The organism is Clostridium sp. (assembly GCF_032576335.1).
GTDB lineage: Bacteria > Bacillota > Clostridia > Oscillospirales > Acutalibacteraceae > Faecalispora.
In genome coordinates this window covers 12,976-30,723 of sequence record NZ_JAWFXC010000008.1, presented here as the reverse complement: position 1 = coordinate 30,723, position 17,748 = coordinate 12,976, and the positions used below count along the sequence as shown (strand labels likewise).

The window sequence follows — 17,748 nt, the reverse complement described above, 5'->3', positions numbered from 1 at the left end:
CGCTTTGTGCGTGTTAACGCGAAATGTGCCAAATTAAGGGGGCTGCCATACGGCAGCCCCCTTTCGTGCGTTCTATTTTACTAGTGTTGCGCCGGGGTAATACCAAGCAAGGATTTGCTGGTAGTTGGAGCCGTGTTCCGCCATGTATTCGGCACCCGCTTGGCTCATCCCGACCCCATGCCCGTAGCCTTTTACCGTAAAAGTGAATTTCTCTTTTGCATAGGTAACCGTGTAATTTGCTGATCGCAAGCCGAATGCAGTTCGAACCTCACCACCCTTTACGGTCTTGCCGGCGAGTGCTTGAGTTATCACTGAGCCGGAAGAGGTTCTCTCAGCTTTGCCAAACCATTTCGTGGGGTCACCATTTAAAGAGATACCCCATTGCTTTTGCGATGCCTGCTGCACCTGCTGCGGCGCTAATGTAACGGTGGTGTTATAACCACTGGCGTAAACATCTCCCGGGCTTGCAACGGGTACTAGATAGCTGTAATCGCCGCCCCAAATATCCTTTGCCGCCTCCGTATTGCCGGATGAAATGGCATAGTAGGTTGCGCAGATCAATTGCCCGTCGCTCTTTAGCGTTTGCCCGTATACGGCATCGGCAACCTGTCCCAATGATTTGTAATAAGTATCAAAATTCTTGCCCCAGCGCTTCTGCATTTCCTCTTTGGTGGTGTAAAGCTTCCAGCCGGAGATGTCTGCTGAAAAGTCTGCCCCTTTCAGGGCGGCATCTGGCTTCTCCTTTTGCTGTGCGCGCAGGCGGCCATAATAGGTGTATGCACTTACCGCCTGCGCCTTGAGAGCCTCTACCGGGCTCTCAGGAGACATCTCCGTTGCTACGGCGCCGTACAGGAATTCTTTGTCATCCACTGTGAGTACATTACCAGTGGATTCATCCAGAATCTTAAATACGGCGGCCGTTTGCGTGCTGGGTGGCGCCTGAGCCTCTGACTCGGGCGCTGAAGAACGGCTGCTCTCCGCACGGGATGGGGCAGGGGGAGCAGTGCCTTTATCTGGAACCTTTGCACCCAGAGCGATTAAGGGGATGATGAGGAGGAGGAGGAATAAGACCAAGCACCATGCAGTTTTGCCTTTCATACGGGCTCCTTTCCCCGCAATGCCGCCACTTGTATTGACTTTGCGGGACACGTGATATAAAATGATTGTTAGATTGAAAAGTGTGCCATAAACGGATGGAATCGCTGTGCGACCGCCGGGCTGAGAAGAAAGGGCCTTACTAGAATGATAAAAAAATTATGGATTGTATTTGCGGTCGCTTGTGTATTGGCGATACCGGTTCGCCTGTACCAATTAACCAATTTTGTAGACAGTAAGACGGGATTTTTTACGGATGGAGATGTAACGGCAGGAGTTGTTTCTGCCGCATTAATATTAGGCTGTACAGGCATTTTGCTTCTTGTGCGGCGAGAGAAACAAGTCACCTTTACCTTTGGGGATTTGTCCGGCTTTCCGGCAGTCATTTTCGGCGGGCTCAGCGGCGCCGCGTTGATGATATTTTCCCTCCGCCAGCTCATGCTGGTGGCGGGCGGGCGCGACAATTGGTACGACGACCCCACGCAGCAGCTCCCCATTTGGGTGCAGCACCCCGGGCTTTATGGTGCACTGGCATTGCTGGGCGCCTTGGCTGCAATCAATATTTTGGTGCTCACTTGGGGCTTGGCAGTAGGCAGAAATCCTTATACGGCCTTGCCTGTGGCTTCCCTTATCGTACCGCTTTGGTCTTGCCTTGATTTAACGGTGATGTTCGTTCGTTATACCGAGGTTGTGAACACGATTGAAAGCCTGTATTCCATGTTTATGGTAATCTTTTTGCTCCTATGCCTGTTTGCGCAATCCCGTTTTTTAGCAGGTGTGGATGACCTTCGCAGCCGCAGACTGATGATTTCCTCCGGCATGTGTTACAGCTTGCTGGCACTTACTGTTACCGTGCCAAATCTTCTGATGTATGCGTTGGGCAAAGGCGAATTTTGCTCCATGAGTATGGAGAGCAGCGTTTTGTACTTGGTGATTGCATTGTTTTTACTTTCTCTGGGTGTAAAAATATCTGCTATGGGGAATGCTCTTGCAAGACACCAAGAGGCAAATTTAATTAGTTAATTTTTTCCCAAAGTCTTGTATTATTCCGGAAAATCATATAGAATAATGGAAAGACAAGGAAAGCTTTAAATCGATTAATAGGAGGTTGTACTATGTCTATTAAAATTGGCATCAACGGATTTGGCCGCATCGGCCGTTTGGTATTCCGTGCGGCGGTGGCTCAACCAGATGCATTCGAGATTGTTGGGATTAACGATCCCTTTATCGATCTGAATTACATGGTGTATATGGTAAAGTATGACACAATGCACGGCAGATTTGAGGGCGAAATCGGCACGAAAGATGGCAAGCTGATTGTAAACGGCAAAGCGATCAACGTTCATGCTGAGAAAGACCCCAAGAACATTCCGTGGGGTGCTGACGGCGCAGAATATGTTGTGGAATCCACCGGCGTATTCGCAACAAAAGAGAGTGCTTCCGCTCATATTGCCGCAGGTGCAAAGAAGGTTGTTATTTCTGCTCCTGCAAAGGATGAGACACCCACATTCGTGTGCGGCGTCAACCTCGATGTTTACACCTCCGATATGACAGTTGTTTCTAACGCATCCTGCACAACCAACTGTTTGGCTCCGCTGGTGAAGGTGATTAACGACAAGTTTGGTCTTGCAGAAGGCCTTATGACTACCGTTCACTCCACCACCGCTACCCAGAAGACGGTTGACGGCCCCTCCGCAAAAGACTGGAGAGGCGGCAGAGCAGCTGCTGGTAATATTATTCCTTCTTCCACTGGTGCTGCAAAGGCTGCAACCTTGGTTATCCCCGAGCTCAAAGGCCGCTTGACCGGTATGTCCTTCCGCGTTCCTACCTTGGATGTATCTGTGGTTGACTTGACCTGCCGTTTGGAGAAGGCTGCTACCTATGAAGAAATCTGTGCAGAAGTTAAGCGCGCCTCTGAAAACGAAATGAAGGGTATTCTGGGCTATACAGAGGATGCGGTTGTTTCCTCCGATTTCTTGGGCGACCCCCGCACCTCCATCTTCGATGCAGAAGCAGGCATCATGCTCAATTCCAACTTTGTTAAGTTGGTTTCTTGGTACGACAATGAGTGGGGCTACAGCAACAAGGTGCTCGATTTGATCAAGCACATGTTCAGTGTGGATCATAAATAAAAATGGCTGTCTAAAGCCGTTTTCTAATACTACAGCAAAATAGTAGTGATTGTATCGTGTTCTGCTTGGTGTGATAAAATCCGCTGAATTGAAACAACGATACAAAAATTAAACCGTTCCTTTTTCGCTTAGTTGTCTAATCGAAAAGGAGCGGTTTTTTATGTCATTAAAAGCATTCTACATAGATTGCGAAGAGGGGATATGCTTCCTGTGGCTTCTGGCAAAAACTTAAAATTTCTCTGAGAAAGCGATGTAAAGTAATTGCTGCCAACTTTTCCATGGTGGATAAACAGGACATTCTTAGACTCTATGTACTGAACGCGTATCTTCAGTGACACCAAAACAATTCTCAAGCTTTCTTGAGGATTGCTTTGGTGTCAGCTTTTTAAAGGAAAACTACTGGTTGTGTATATGCAAAGCTTATCGCAGTTTACAACTCCATAACATAACGATGATATAATAAAAGTTGGTGGTGATTATATGGCGAACATCTTGATTGTGGAAGATGAATTTACAATAAATGAATTGATTAAAAGAAACTTGCAGCTTGTGGGGCATACCTGTTTTTGTGTCTATGATGGAAAAGTTGCACTGGAAGAAATGCAAAAGGATAAATATGACCTCATTCTTTTGGATGTTATGCTCCCAGAGTTGGACGGATTTTCCCTCTTGGAGCAGGAAAACCGTACACCAACTATCTTTTTAACCGCAAAAGATAGTCTGGTCGATCGAATAAAGGGCTTTTCGCTTGGTGCGGATGATTACATTACGAAGCCCTTTGAAATGCTAGAATTGACTGCGCGCGTAGAAGCTGTTTTGCGGCGAACCAAAAAAGACACCAAAATATTTGAACTGGAAAATGTGCGTGTGGAATTTGATGGACATTTGGTTTACCGTAACCAACAAATGGTCGATTTAACGCCAAAAGAATATGAATTATTGGAAGTTTTAATTACGAACCGTAACATTGCTCTTTCGCGCGATAAGCTGTTGGAGCTGGTGTGGGAATATGATTTTGAGGGCGACTGCCGAACAGTAGATGTACATATACAGAAGCTCCGCAAGAAATTGGGTTGGGAAGATTGTATTAAAACAGTGTACAAGCTTGGGTACCGACTGGAGGTGCGGCCATGAAGCGGCGTACCTTTTTAATGACATTGCTGCTATTTCTCATTACCATTCATGTCGGCATCATGCTCATCGCGATTCACACTTACCGCGAAACAATGGGGCAGGCCAAAGAAAGCTCCTCTGCAGTGCATTATTACATTTCATCAGGGCTGCTTCGGGATATTACCGCTCTTGACAGCCGAGGCGTTGATTATAAACAGGGTATTGCCGACTTATCGCAGCCTTACGGAATTCTAGCAGAAAATCAAAAGGCAGGCATAGCCCTTTATGATAACAATACTCTGGTTTACTCAAGCCTTGATGGAGAAGGTGAGTCTGATCTTTCCGAGCTACTCCAAAACGGAGACCGTCGAATCACACTGAAAAAAAATGGTGACAGCTTGGCTGTTTGGGTAGCAGGCCGGTTGCCGGAGCCCTATAACAATTATGCGCTTGTTTATCGCTCAGATATTTTCAGTACCCTGCATGGATGGAACCGCATGAAAAACACGATGTTCGTAGTTGGACTAATTATTTCAGGATTTTTGGCAATCGGTTTGCAATTGCTTTTAAACAGGCTGTTCCAGCCATTAAGAGATATCTCCAATACATCCAAGCGGATTGCCGCAGGCGACTATGCAACTCGCCTTACCATAAAGGGAACAGACGAGCTGGCAGCCATGGCGCAAAGCTTTAACCAAATGGCTGACGAGATTCAACGGCAAATGCAAGAACTGGTTGCCACAGCGGAAAACAAACAACTTTTTATAGATAATTTTGCCCATGAACTAAAAACACCATTAACTACAATTTATGGATACGCCGAATATATACAGAGAGCTGCTATTTCAGACGATGAAAAACACTTTGCCTTGGAGTGCATCCTGTCGGAGAGCAGCCGAATGCAGACAATGGCCTATCAAATGATGGAGCTGGCAAATCTGCGAAGCGATCAAATTCACATGGAGCCTCTCTCGCTAGAAGATCTGTTTCAAAAGGTAAAGCAAGCCATGCTACTAAAAGCAATGGAAAAGAAAATTGACCTGCTGTTTTATTGTGAAATACCAAAGATTTATGGTGATGCGAACCTGTTGGAAAGCTTGCTCATCAATCTTATTGATAACGCGATTAAGGCTAGTAATCCGGGTAGCCCAATTATGGTAAAAGCCTTTGAATATGACGAAACACCGATGATTACCGTGGAGGATAAAGGGAAGGGTATCCCACAAAAGGCGCTCTCTCAAGTGACCCAGCCATATTACCGGGTGGAAAAGCATAGGCATCGTGTTGATGGCGGGGCGGGGCTGGGTTTGGCAATCTGTGAGCAGATTGTGGCGCGGCACAAAGCAAAATTGGCTCTTACCAGCAACCCCGGAACGGGAACAACAGCAACTATAACTTTTACAACTTTAACATAACCTGATGATAACTTGCCAATATCGCGGCTTTATTCTTATATTGTGGTGAAACACAATACAATTTAAGGAGATAGTATAATGAAATACGAAATTGGAAAAAGAAAAAACGGAGCTGCTAAGACTTTTCTTGCTACTGTTTTAATGCTCGGCGCTGTTACCGGAATATTTCAAGGTATGACCCAGGTTGCTGTAGCTGCTGAAAGCAGCAAAGTAACTACACTGGCAACGAATTACCCTGTTAGCGCCCGTACTACTACAACACCAGAACAAATTAAAAAGCAGGATGGATATGTAAAGCCTAACTACAACATCGTGAATAACGACCTTGAGTCCTACCGAAACAGTAAACCCACTGCTAACGATATTTCGCGCGACAAAGCCGCTGAAATTGGTGCAAAAGCACTTTGGTCTGTATTTAATCTTGACCTTACAGGAAAAACCATCGAAATGGGTTATAATGCTGCTCATGACACGGTTCGCGCAAAATGGTCGGGCGAATTTTGGGTAGATGGCAAAAAGGGGCCGGAGCACCCGGTGTACATCTTTACAATTGATGCCATCACAGGTGAGGTCTATGCGGCGAGTTATGGCAGAATTATTTCTGCAAAGGTCAATCTCGGGTATGATGCAAATCTCGCGAAAAACCCTACCGCAATGGAGAATATAGCCAAGCAATATGCGGAAAAGCTTAATGTGGTAGGTGGCGCTATAAAATCTGCTACCATTGCCTCGCAAGGATCTTCTTATAATGACCCCACAGTAAACTTCCGTATTGTGGGAGAAAACGGCCAACTTGCCATCATTGAATTATCGCGATATGACAAAGCACTTTTGGCTGTTAGCTACAATGATGACGTATTGGAACAGGATGCCACTATCAAGCAACTAGAAAAAGAGTTGGCAGAAATGGATAAAGCGCCGAAGGGTTCCGGTACTGCAGTGTTAGAATCGAAAAGCAAATAAACTGGCTACAAGCTTTAACGAAATACTCACATAATGGCGGTTTGTTTCCTTAGAAACTCTTAAAAGAAGAGGGTGTTTTACCGCCATATAACTTTTGTACAAAAATAGAACCGTTCCTTTTTTGCTTAGTTGTCTAAGCGAAAGGAGCGGTTTTTTATTTGGATAGAAGATTTATTAAGGAGATTTGCTTTTGTTATGGTAAATACGGCTTAGAATAAAGAGTTTTTTACTATTTTTGATACAAGTATACTGATGATTTTTCTTTTCCAATCTTGCTTACAAAATTAAAAATTTATATTATAATACGTGTAGGCATTGCATCAGAGTTTTGCGCACCCTATTATTTTCGATGTACTTGGAAGTGCCGGATAATCGATATAATTAATACAGGAGTGGTATTATGCAGGAATCTCATCCGTTATTTGGGGAACTGGAATATGATGACTATGAAGGTTACATAACGAAAACAGTCGTTGCGTTTTCAGGCCAAGAAAAAGAAATAGAGTTGGTAATATCGGAAACAAACGGAAATGGTGGAATTGAAAAAGAGCATTGCGAAGCATATGAAGCGATGCTTGCTAACTGGGACAATATAGTGCCGGATGTTTTACAGGCTATTATCGAATACCAAAATGAGCATTGGGACGATACCGATCACACACAGAGCTACCCAAAGTTTAAAACGGTTGAAGATGTGCTGGAAAATGTAGAGCTGATTAGTATTCGAATAGAAGCACAGCCTCACGAATATTTGGAGATAGAAGGTAGGTTTATTGTATTGCTTTTCAGTGCGGAGTGGGTTAATAACGACTACAGACTTTTAAGTGTTGCTCTAGTTAATGAAAAAGTAATTCATGTTACGGACCAAGATATTTAAGCAAAAGGTGATTTGAAATAGTAATCCTGTTATATACACCTAATTCAGGGAATGTGAACGGTGCATGTGCAAAAGCATATGCACCGTTTTTCTATCTATTCGTTTAGAGGCATTCAAAATAATAGTAACAAAGTTTGTGTTAATTATGGTGTTTTATTCGATGAAGAATAACGAAAAGTATGCCGCCCCTTGTATTTTCTAAAATCTGACAAGGGAATTCCGGTAAGATACAATAATGTGGTCTGAATTTCATTTGAACAATATCTCTAGATAAATAGAAAGGATTTCAGTATTTTGCTCTTTCAGTGAATGAAGTTAAAATAACAAATCACTTTACTCATTACATAAGCAATACGGCTGTAATTTGTAATATATAAACAAATTATCGAGATGACATATGAAGTTGTTTTAAGAATATTACTAAAACTATTGAATTTTTAAGGATTTATGGTATGATGAAAACAGAAAGCTCTGGAAGGAAGTGGATTCACATGTCATTCATAGCACAAAGCTCTAATTTACCTCTTTTTCTGTTTCATCAGGGTACAAATTATAGAGCTTATGAGTATATGGGCATGCACGAAGCGGAACAGGACGGGTCCCCCTGCATGGTATGCCGTGTATGGGCTCCGAACGCTCTTTCTGTTACCGTTGCAGGCGAGTTCAATGACTGGGATGCCGACGAGCATCCGTTGAAGAAAATCAGCCAGGGCGTTTGGGAGGGCACTTTGCCTTTTGTATTGCCCGAGTTTACCTCTTACAAATACTGTGTGGAGCAAGTGGATGGCACAAAAATATTTAAAAGTGACCCTTACGCATACCATTTTGAAAATGGGTTTGGGAATGCATCGAAATATTATTCTCTACCGCAATACCAGTGGAAGGATGCCGCGTGGAAGCGTAAGCAGGCACAAAAGCCGCATAGCAACCAGCCAGTAAATATTTATGAGCTTCATGCCGGTTCATGGCGCAAAAATGCGGATGAGAGTTCCTATACCTACCGCCAGCTTGCAGAAGAGCTGATTCCATATGTAGTTGAAATGGGTTACACGCATATAGAGCTGATGCCGTTGACCGAATACCCGTTTGAAGGCTCTTGGGGCTACCAGGTAACCGGTTATTTTGCTCCAACCTCTCGCTATGGAACACCAGCTGATTTTATGTATTTTGTTGATCAATGCCATCACGCAGGGATTGGTGTCATTCTGGACTGGGTTCCGGCACACTTCCCAAAAGATGAAAACGGCTTGGCCCGATTTGATGGTACTCCTTGTTACGAATATAAAGATCCCCAAAAGGGTGAGCATAAAGATTGGGGTACTTTGGTGTTCGACTACGGACGCAGTGAGGTCATCAGCTTTTTAACCTCCAGTGCCGTGTTTTGGCTGGAGCAGTACCACATTGATGGTATTCGAATGGATGCCGTAGCCTCGATGCTCTATCTCGATTACAGCCGCAAGGAGGGAGAGTGGCTCCCTAACGAAAAGGGTGGCCGTGAGAATCTGGAGGCAGTCACTTTTATTCAGAAGCTCAACGAAGTAGTGTTTGAGGTATCTCCTCATGTGATGATGATTGCGGAGGAATCTACCTCCTGGCCGCTTGTTTCCCGTCCCACTTATTGTGGCGGCTTGGGCTTTAATTATAAGTGGAATATGGGTTGGATGAACGATATGCTCCGGTATATGTCGCTTGACCCCATTTACCGCAGATACAATCACGATAATCTCACGTTTTCCTTTTTCTACGCCTTTTCTGAAAATTTTATCTTGCCCATCTCTCACGATGAAGTGGTGCATGGAAAATGCTCGCTAATTAATAAAATGCCCGGTTCCAATGAAGAAAAGCTTGCCGGTGTACGTGCATTTATGTGCTATATGATGGCACACCCGGGGAAAAAACTCATCTTTATGGGTACGGAGTTCTGCCAATTTGTAGAGTGGAACAATGAAAAGCAATTAGAGTGGTTCCTTTTGGAATATCCACTGCATCAGCAGGCGCAGGGCTTTTTTAAGGCACTCAATCACTTCTATTTGCAAACTCCTGCTTTGTGGCAAATTGATTTTTCTTGGGAAGGCTTCGCGTGGATTTCTAACGACGATTATACCCAAAGCGTGATTTCGTTCCGCCGAATCGACCAAGCTGGCAAAGAACTAATTGTTGTATGTAATTTTTTGCCCGTTCAAAGGGAAAACTACTGCATTGGTGTACCGTTTGACGGTATTTATGAAGAGGTGTTTTCTTCTGACCAAGCAGAATTTGGTGGCACGGGCATTTGCAATGGAGATTCCATTGCGGCTCATCCCATTCCTATGCACGGGTATGAGCAAAGCGTAAGCTTAACACTGCCGCCTATGTCTGTGTTCTATTTAAGGTGCAAGCGCCGCAGACCGAAGAAAAGCGGTGGGAAATTATTAAAAATGGATAGCAGCGAAACTAAATAGCGGCTCTTTTAAATATAAGCCAAGGAGGTAATTACGATGTTGCCAAAACAAGAAGTAGTGGCCATGCTGCTGGCGGGCGGGCAAGGTAGCCGTCTGGGGGTATTGACCAAAAATCTGGCAAAGCCAGCGGTACCTTACGGTGGTAAATACCGTATCATCGATTTTCCGCTTTCCAACTGTGTCAACTCGGGTATTGAAACAGTGGGTGTGCTTACACAGTACCAGCCTTTGGTGCTCAATGACTACATAGGCAGCGGCCAGCCGTGGGATTTAGACAGTATGGATGCTGGAGTTCATATGCTCGCACCGTACCAGCGTGGGCGTAAAGCAGACTGGTACAAGGGAACGGCGAATGCAATCTACCAGAACATTCCGTTTATTGAAAGATACCATCCTGATTACGTCGTGATTCTCTCTGGCGACCATATTTACAAAATGGATTATTCCAAAATGATTGCTTACCATAAGGAAAAGGAAGCAGACTGCACCATCGCACAGTTTGAGGTGCCATGGGAAGAGGCTTCTCGTTTTGGGATTCTTAACACAAGAGAAGATGGCTCTATTTATGAATTTGATGAGAAGCCAAAAAAGCCGAAAAGCAACAAAGCTTCGATGGGTATTTACGTTTTCTCTTGGAACAAGCTAAGAAAGTATTTGGAGCTTGATGAGGCTGAGCCAAAGTCCTCCAATGATTTTGGTAAGGATTTGCTGCCAGCAATGCTGGAAGCCGGCGAGAGAATGTACGCCTATGAGTTTACCGGCTACTGGAAGGATGTTGGTACCATAGAAAGCCTGTGGGAGTCGAACATGGATTTGCTCAACCCCCATACAGAGCTGGATTTGGGAGAACCATCTTGGCGAATTTATTCCCGTAACCCGGTGATGCCACCGCATTATTTGGCACCGGAGGCGAGCGTGCAGAACTCATTAATCGCAGAGGGCTGCAATGTGTACGGTGAGGTAGATTTTACGGTTTTATTTGCTGGAACGTATATCGCACCGGGTGCAGTGGTGCGAGATTCGATTATTATGCCGGGCAGCCGAATTGAAGAGGATGCCGTAGTGCAATACGCAATTGTATCTGAAAACGCCGTAATCGGTAAGGGTGCCGTGGTAGGAGCAAGACCCGAAGAAATGGATGACAAATCCAAATGGGGAGTTGCCGTAATCGGTGAAAGCTGTGTGATTAATCCGGGAGAAATTGTACCCGCAAAGGCAATGATTGATGCGGAGGAGGTGGCAAAATAATGCGCGGAAATAATGTAGTAGGGTTACTGTTTTCAAATGTACATGAAGAAAGAGTGCGCGAACTGACTGAAAAACGCGCAATGGCATCTGTTCCGTTTGGCGGGCGGTATCGTCTCATCGATTTCCCCCTTTCCAATATGGTGAACTGCGGCATTAATAAAGTGGGTGTAATGACCAAAAGCAATTATCAATCGCTGATGGATCACCTTGGCTCTGGCAAAGCGTGGGATTTATCCCGTAAGCGCGAGGGCTTATATATGCTACCGCCGTTCGGTGCACAAAGCTCCATTTCCAATAGCCGTATCGATTCACTTACAGCAGCGTTTCGCTTTCTTTCCAGCTCGAAAGAGGAATATGTTCTGCTTAGTGACTGCGACACAGTTGCCAATATCGACCTCAAAAAGGTAATAGCAGCACACATGGAAAAGCAGGCGGATATTACGATTGTTTACCGTTATGGGAAAATTCCACCAAAAATTTCGAGTGTAGGCGTATTGCAGCTTGACCCCGAATTCCGTGTGCGAGATATGCTCATTGACCCACGCATAGAGGGCGAGTGCAATTACAGCATGAATATCATTCTCATCGGCCGCCAATTGCTGATGAAGCTGGTGGAAGATTGTGTGAGCCGCAATTTATATGATTTTCCACGGGATTTACTGCAAAGAAACATACCGCATTACCGTGTGTATGCCCATGAGTTTACCGGGTTTATGCAGGTGATTTCGTCTATGAATTCTTATTTTGAAGCCAATATGGCACTCATGCTGCCGCAGGTACGCTCACAGCTTTTCTGCCCGGACCGCCCTATTTATACCAAGGTACGCGATGATATGCCCGCTCGCTATGGCCTTGGCTGCCATGTGTCAAATTCGCTCATTGCAGATGGCTGCCAGGTAGACGGCGAGGTTCATAATTGCGTGCTGTTCCGTGGCGTAAAAGTAGGCAAAGGCGCAAAGCTTGAAAATTGTGTAATCATGCAAGACAGCATCATTGGGCGAGACAGCCGCTTGAATTATGTTGTGATTGATAAAGATGTTGAAATAAAGCAAGAACGCACTCTCATGGGATTCCAGTCCTACCCGGTATTCATCAGTAAAGGAAGCACCGTATAATTGACAGGAGGCGTTGTGATGAAAGTATTATATTGTACCAGTGAAGCCCTGCCCTTTGCCGCTACCGGTGGTTTAGGAGATGTGGCGGGTTCCTTGCCGCAAGCATTGCGCCGCCGTCTCATCGGCTGCCGTGTAGTAATGCCGCTTTACGATGATATTCCGCAGGAGCTGCGTGACCAAATGCATTTTGTTACCAGCCTTTCGGTTCCGGTTGCATGGCGCCGGCAGTACTGCGGCGTGTTTGAGGCAAAAGCGGGCGGGGTGATTTATTACCTAATCGACAACCAGTATTATTTTAAACGCCCGGGTCTATACGGCCACTACGACGATGCAGAGCGGTTTGCCTTTTTATCGCGTGCGGCACTTGAAATGCTGCCGGCTATTGATTTTAAACCCGATATCATTCATAGCAACGATTGGCAAACGGCAATGGTTCCCGTGTATTTTCGTCTGTTTTATGCAAATAATCCTTGGTATGAGGGAATTAAGACGATTGTTACCATCCATAATATTCAGTACCAGGGCAAATACGGGAAGGAACTGATTCGCGATGTTTTGGGAGTTCCGGAATCCGCTGCTCAGCTATTAGAATACGATGATTGCGTCAATATGCTCAAAGGCGGTATTGAGTGCGCTAATTGGGTAACAACCGTTAGCCCTACCTACGCAAATGAAATACTCGATTCCTGGTTTGCTTATGGGCTCGAGGGAATTTTAAATTCTCGTTCCTGGAAGCTTTCCGGCATATTAAATGGAATAGACAACGTACATTACGACCCGGAGAACGACGCAACGCTTGCCGCACCTTTTAGTGCCGAAGACCCAACTGGCAAGGCAGAAAATAAGCGTGCTCTACAAGAGCAGCTTGGGCTTGCACAGGATGCAGGTGCACCGCTGGTGGGTATGGTATCACGGCTTGTGGCGCAAAAAGGGCTTGATTTGGTACGCGATTCGTTTGAGCGCATTATGCAAGAAACAGACGCACAGTTTGTTTTGCTTGGTACCGGCGAATATGAGTATGAATGCTTCTTCCGTGATATGCAGAGCCGTTACCCTGGTCGTGTATGTGCGTTTATTGGCTTTGCACCGGAGATTTCACGCCGAGTATATGCCGGGTGCGATATTTTCTTAATGCCCTCGAAGAGCGAGCCTTGCGGCCTTTCGCAAATGATTGCTCTGCGCTATGGTACAATTCCTGTGGTGCGTGAAACCGGTGGCCTCAAAGATTCCATTCAGGACAGCGGCGATGGCGAGGGAAATGGTTTTACATTCCAAACCTACGACAGTGGAGATATGGTTTATGCCTTATACCGCGCACTGGAGGGCTACGCGAATCAGGAAGGCTGGGATATTTTAGTGCGCCGTGCCATGGCATGCGACAACAGCTGGGGCCGTTCAGCCAATGAATACATTCGACTTTACAGGGAGCTGCTGAAACAGTGAGTAGAAAGCATTACACACCTCGATATTCCAAATATAAACGAAATCAATTTCCCGTGCTCCTGTTAGTAGGTCTTCTGCTAGCAGGGGCAGGGGCTTTTGCCCTATTTGGGCCGTTTTCTCCATTTAAGGTGAAAACACCCGTGCCTAGTATTTCAAAGCCTGTGGCGTCATCTTCGGCGCCGGAGTCTCAAGCATCCTCCATGGTGGCTTCGGAGGTTACTCCGCCTGTGATTGAGGGGAGCGGCATCTTTAAGGATGCTTACCCCAAGGCATCGCAAACTCTTGCGGGAATGTCTGTAAAAGAGAAAGTGGGACAAGTCTTTTTATTCCGTGCACCCACAACCGGAGACGTGCAAACGGTAACCGATTACCAGCCGGGAGGTTTTTTCCTCTCCGCAAACAGCTTTGAGAAGAAAACTCCTGAGCAGGTACGCGAGATGCTGCTAGGGTACCAACAAGCTAGTAAGGTGAAAATGGCACTAGCGGTAGACGAGGAGGGCGGCACTGTAACGCGGATAAGCCAATTTTCAGCATTGGCGCCTAAAAAGTTTCGCTCTTCGCAAGTGGTTTTTGCAAACGGCGGGTTTGACGGTGTTCGTCAGGACACCATCGATAAGGCCGATTTGTTGCTTTCTTATGGCATCAATGTGAATTTAGCCCCAGTGGCAGATGTCACCTTTGAGAAAAGCTCCTACATGTTTCCCCGTGCCTTTGGGCGCAATGGGACACGTACCGCCGAATATGTAAAAACGGTAGTAGAAGCTGCGAACAGCAAAAAGCTTTCCAGTACCCTAAAGCATTTTCCTGGGTACGGGAGTAATCCAGATACACACACCAGTGTGGTGACGGACAACCGCGATATGACAACCTTCAGAGACAGCGATTTTCTTCCCTTCCAAGCAGGAATTGAAGCCGGAGTGCCCTGCGTTCTGGTGTCGCACAATATTGTAACGGCGATGGATGGAGAAAATCCAGCGTCGCTTTCCAAAGAAGTTCATCGAATCCTGCGGGAGGAGTTAGGCTTTACCGGTGTAGTCATGTCGGACGACCTCTCTATGCAGGGATTGCGAGACAAGGCAGGGGAAAAAAGCGCCGCACCCACCGCCTTTTTGGCTGGGAACGATTTGCTTCTCTCTACCGATATTTCGGGTGATTTTGAAGCACTGTATGCCGCTGTGCAGAACGGAACCGTCACACAGGAGCGGCTGAATGAAAGTGTGCTTCGCATTTTGGCTTGGAAGTATTCCGTGGGAATTTTAAGCTAACAAAGCTTTTAAATGAGCTATGTAGACTAGGGAAAAGAGAGTGTGAATGAGTAAGTATAATCCTTTGTGGGAGCATTTAAAGAAAGATGGCCGCAGTCAATTTCGCCTAAGCTTTGATGAAATCAAAGAGGTTCTTGGTTTTGAAATTGACCATTCCTTTTTGAATTATAAAAAGGAAGCAAAAGACTATGGCTATCAGGTCGGGAAAATCTCGTTAAAAGAGAAGCATGTTTTATTTCAAAAAGTGGAAGAAGAACAATAATAGATATTTTATACAATAAGTATATATTTACGGTAATAATGTTAAAGAGTATACTGGGTATAACTGCCTGTAGAATCATTCATATGAAAATCCCCAAGGGTGAACCCTTGGGGATTTTTTGCAGCCTATTGAAATTTAAAACTTTGAAAGATAATATCAGCAAACTGTTCTATTGATACAAAAATATTTAACTTTAGTAAAAAATAGTTGACATTATTGTGATTTAGGATTAGTATATTAACAGAGTAAATGAATTAACTCCGTGAACTCACTGAAAGCAAGAAAAGGATGGCAAGCTAAAATGACAGGAGCAATTGGTAAAAATAATAGTGATTTAATTGAAATGAATCGCTCCGCTGTTGTGAAAATATTACAGCAGCAGGAGGTTTGTTCCCGGGCTGATATTGCCAGACAAACGGGCCTAACTCAAGCGGCTATTACCAAAATAGTAGCCTCGATGATGGAGATGGGTACTGTAGTTGAAGTGGGAATTATAACGGGCAGCGACAATCGCCGCTCCATTGGGCTACGCCTCAATGCAGATAAGCACCAAATCATTGGAGTGAAATTTGCAAGACAGATGTTTGCGGTTGGTGTGTTCGATATTTCAGGTAAAATATATACCCACACCGAAACGAAGTATCCTCTTGACGAAGAGCCCCAAAAGGTTCTTTCCGCCATGAAAAAGCAGATACACGAGATGCTGAACAAATATGAAAATGTAGTTTCCATTGGTCTTGCGGTTCCGGGGCCCTACCTAAGGGAAGAAGGCCGCATTGCAGTTGTTACGCAAATGTCTGTTTGGCACACGATTAATTTTATAGAAGAATTTAAAGAAGAGTTTCATAAGCCCGTTTTTATTGAGCACGATGCCAACGCAGGTGCGCTGGCGGAGTGGCTATTTGGAGGGCACACCCAGCCGCTGCACACACTGGCTTATTTTTTGGTGGGCGACGGTGTTGGTGCTGGAATTATTGAACGCGGTCGCCTTTTTCTGGGCGTGCAGGGCACCGCATGTGAAACCGGGCATATCAGTGTAGATGTTCACGGCCCGCGCTGTGAATGCGGTAACTATGGTTGTTTGGAAATGTATTGTTCGGCATCCGCTATCTTAAAGAAAATACAAGATCGATTACCCGAATGCCTTCCCAGTGAAAATCCAAAGTGTAGTGATGCCTGCCTTTCTCTTTTTGAGGCCGCTCGCGCAGGGAATCCAATCGCGCTGGATATTGTTCGCGAAACTGCAGAGTATATCGGCTATGGCTGCGTTACCCTGATTAATGCCTATAACCCAGACATTATTATTCTAGGCGACGCTGTTTCAAAGGGTGGGGATCTGCTTCTGCCGATTGTACAGGAAGTCGTAAGACAGCGTGTCATTCCAGAACTCCACACGAAGGTTCGAATTCAAATTTCTGACCTGAAGGTGGACCCAACGCTGTATGGTGCAGCGGCTACGGCAACGGATAAGGTACTGCAACTTCCAAGCCGATTTTCGGAAGCTGGAAGAAAGGAGCAAGAGACTTGATTCTTCCCGAAACTATGCAATATCAAATCGTTTTCTGCGATATTGACGGAACGCTATTAGATTCCAACCATTGTATTTCCTCGGGTACCAAACAAAAAATACAGGAACTCGATTCTGTCGGCATTCCTTTTATACTAATTTCGGCTCGAATGCCTTCGGCGATTTTTTCCGTGCAGCACGAGTTGGGAATAAAAGCACCCATTGTTTGCTACAGCGGCGCGCTGATTCTGGATGAGCACGGCAATTTCATCCATACACTTGGAATCGACCGGGAAAAAGCCATTCAAATCAATGACTTTGTGAAGAAAAATTACCGGCAAGTTTGTTGCAGTACGTATTGCAATAATTACTGGATTTCAGACAATATTCAGGATAAATGGATTGTGCAGGAACAGAGCATTACGGCTTGTGTTCCCAAAGAAGGAAAAATTCCCGAATTTGTTTCGCAAAAGGGGCAAGTACATAAGCTTTTGTGTATGGGGGAAGCGGGGGAGATAAAAGACCTTAGCCATGCACTAATAAAAGAGTTTTCGGGGTTTTCCGTTTACCGCTCTAAGGATACGTATTTAGAAATCATGAATGGAGCGATTTCAAAATCAAGAGCGGTAACGTGTCTTTGCAATTACTACGGGGTTCCCATTGAAACGGCCGTGTCCTTTGGCGACAATTTCAATGATTTAGATATGCTTCTTGCAACCGGTACTTGCTTTGCAATGGGTAATGCACCGGAAGAAGTAAAAAGGCAAGCACGAAATGTTACGTTGGACAATGACCATGAAGGAGTGCTTGAGGGACTAAAACAGTTGGACTTTGCGAAAAAACACATATGATATTAGCTTGCGACCGTGCAA

Annotated in this window: 15 protein-coding genes; 14 read left to right on the top strand and 1 reads right to left on the bottom strand. The window is 45.2% G+C overall.

Going from position 1 to position 17,748, the window contains the following annotated elements:
* Positions 1-72: 72 nt before the first annotated feature.
* Positions 73-1,098, bottom strand: coding sequence for a stage II sporulation protein D (gene spoIID, locus E7L17_RS10595; RefSeq protein ID WP_316323217.1), 1,026 nt, complete (start codon positions 1,096-1,098; stop codon positions 73-75).
* Positions 1,099-1,242: 144 nt separating this feature from the next.
* Between spoIID and E7L17_RS10590 the strand changes: the two genes are divergently transcribed.
* The 14 genes from E7L17_RS10590 to E7L17_RS10525 all read left to right on the top strand — a co-directional run bounded on the left by E7L17_RS10590 (position 1,243) and on the right by E7L17_RS10525 (position 17,727).
* A complete protein-coding gene (locus tag E7L17_RS10590; protein ID WP_316323216.1) occupies positions 1,243-2,118 on the top strand; it encodes a hypothetical protein in 876 nt (291 codons plus the stop codon).
* Between the two features lie 92 nt (positions 2,119-2,210).
* Positions 2,211-3,227, top strand: a complete 1,017-nt coding sequence (gene gap / locus E7L17_RS10585) for a type I glyceraldehyde-3-phosphate dehydrogenase (RefSeq protein ID WP_316323215.1) — start codon at positions 2,211-2,213, stop codon at positions 3,225-3,227.
* Between the two features lie 480 nt (positions 3,228-3,707).
* Positions 3,708-4,361: a response regulator transcription factor gene (locus E7L17_RS10580; protein WP_316323214.1), complete on the top strand. Its 654-nt coding sequence runs from the start codon at positions 3,708-3,710 to the stop codon at positions 4,359-4,361.
* Positions 4,358-5,755 (top strand): HAMP domain-containing sensor histidine kinase, encoded by a 1,398-nt coding sequence (locus E7L17_RS10575; protein ID WP_316323213.1) that lies wholly within the window; start codon positions 4,358-4,360, stop codon positions 5,753-5,755. Before E7L17_RS10580 ends, E7L17_RS10575 begins: the two co-directional genes overlap by 4 nt.
* 78 nt (positions 5,756-5,833) lie before the next feature.
* Positions 5,834-6,718, top strand: coding sequence for a hypothetical protein (locus tag E7L17_RS10570; protein ID WP_316323212.1), 885 nt, complete (start codon positions 5,834-5,836; stop codon positions 6,716-6,718).
* 400 nt (positions 6,719-7,118) lie between these two features.
* Positions 7,119-7,595 carry a DUF6985 domain-containing protein gene (locus E7L17_RS10565; protein WP_316323211.1) on the top strand — a complete coding sequence of 159 codons (477 nt, stop codon included), beginning with the start codon at positions 7,119-7,121 and terminating at the stop codon, positions 7,593-7,595.
* Positions 7,596-8,086: 491 nt separating this feature from the next.
* Entirely contained in the window at positions 8,087-10,036 is a 1,950-nt protein-coding gene (gene glgB, locus E7L17_RS10560) for a 1,4-alpha-glucan branching protein GlgB (RefSeq protein ID WP_316323210.1), read from the top strand.
* A gap of 36 nt (positions 10,037-10,072) precedes the next feature.
* Positions 10,073-11,284 (top strand): glucose-1-phosphate adenylyltransferase, encoded by a 1,212-nt coding sequence (locus E7L17_RS10555; RefSeq protein ID WP_316323209.1) that lies wholly within the window; start codon positions 10,073-10,075, stop codon positions 11,282-11,284.
* On the top strand, positions 11,284-12,399 hold the full coding sequence (gene glgD / locus E7L17_RS10550; RefSeq protein ID WP_316323208.1) for a glucose-1-phosphate adenylyltransferase subunit GlgD: 1,116 nt from the start codon (positions 11,284-11,286) through the stop codon (positions 12,397-12,399). Before E7L17_RS10555 ends, glgD begins: the two co-directional genes overlap by 1 nt.
* Positions 12,400-12,417: 18 nt before the next feature.
* On the top strand, positions 12,418-13,842 hold the full coding sequence (gene glgA, locus E7L17_RS10545; protein WP_316323207.1) for a glycogen synthase GlgA: 1,425 nt from the start codon (positions 12,418-12,420) through the stop codon (positions 13,840-13,842).
* On the top strand, positions 13,839-15,107 hold the full coding sequence (locus tag E7L17_RS10540; protein WP_316323206.1) for a glycoside hydrolase family 3 protein: 1,269 nt from the start codon (positions 13,839-13,841) through the stop codon (positions 15,105-15,107). The genes glgA and E7L17_RS10540 overlap by 4 nt, the downstream gene beginning before the upstream one ends.
* A gap of 46 nt (positions 15,108-15,153) precedes the next feature.
* A complete protein-coding gene (locus tag E7L17_RS10535; RefSeq protein WP_316323205.1) occupies positions 15,154-15,369 on the top strand; it encodes a hypothetical protein in 216 nt (71 codons plus the stop codon).
* 301 nt (positions 15,370-15,670) lie between these two features.
* Positions 15,671-16,897, top strand: a complete 1,227-nt coding sequence (locus E7L17_RS10530) for an ROK family protein (protein WP_316323204.1) — start codon at positions 15,671-15,673, stop codon at positions 16,895-16,897.
* Complete coding sequence (locus E7L17_RS10525; protein WP_316323203.1) at positions 16,894-17,727, top strand: Cof-type HAD-IIB family hydrolase; 834 nt, start codon at positions 16,894-16,896, stop codon at positions 17,725-17,727. The genes E7L17_RS10530 and E7L17_RS10525 overlap by 4 nt, the downstream gene beginning before the upstream one ends.
* The last annotated feature ends 21 nt before the right edge of the window (positions 17,728-17,748 follow it).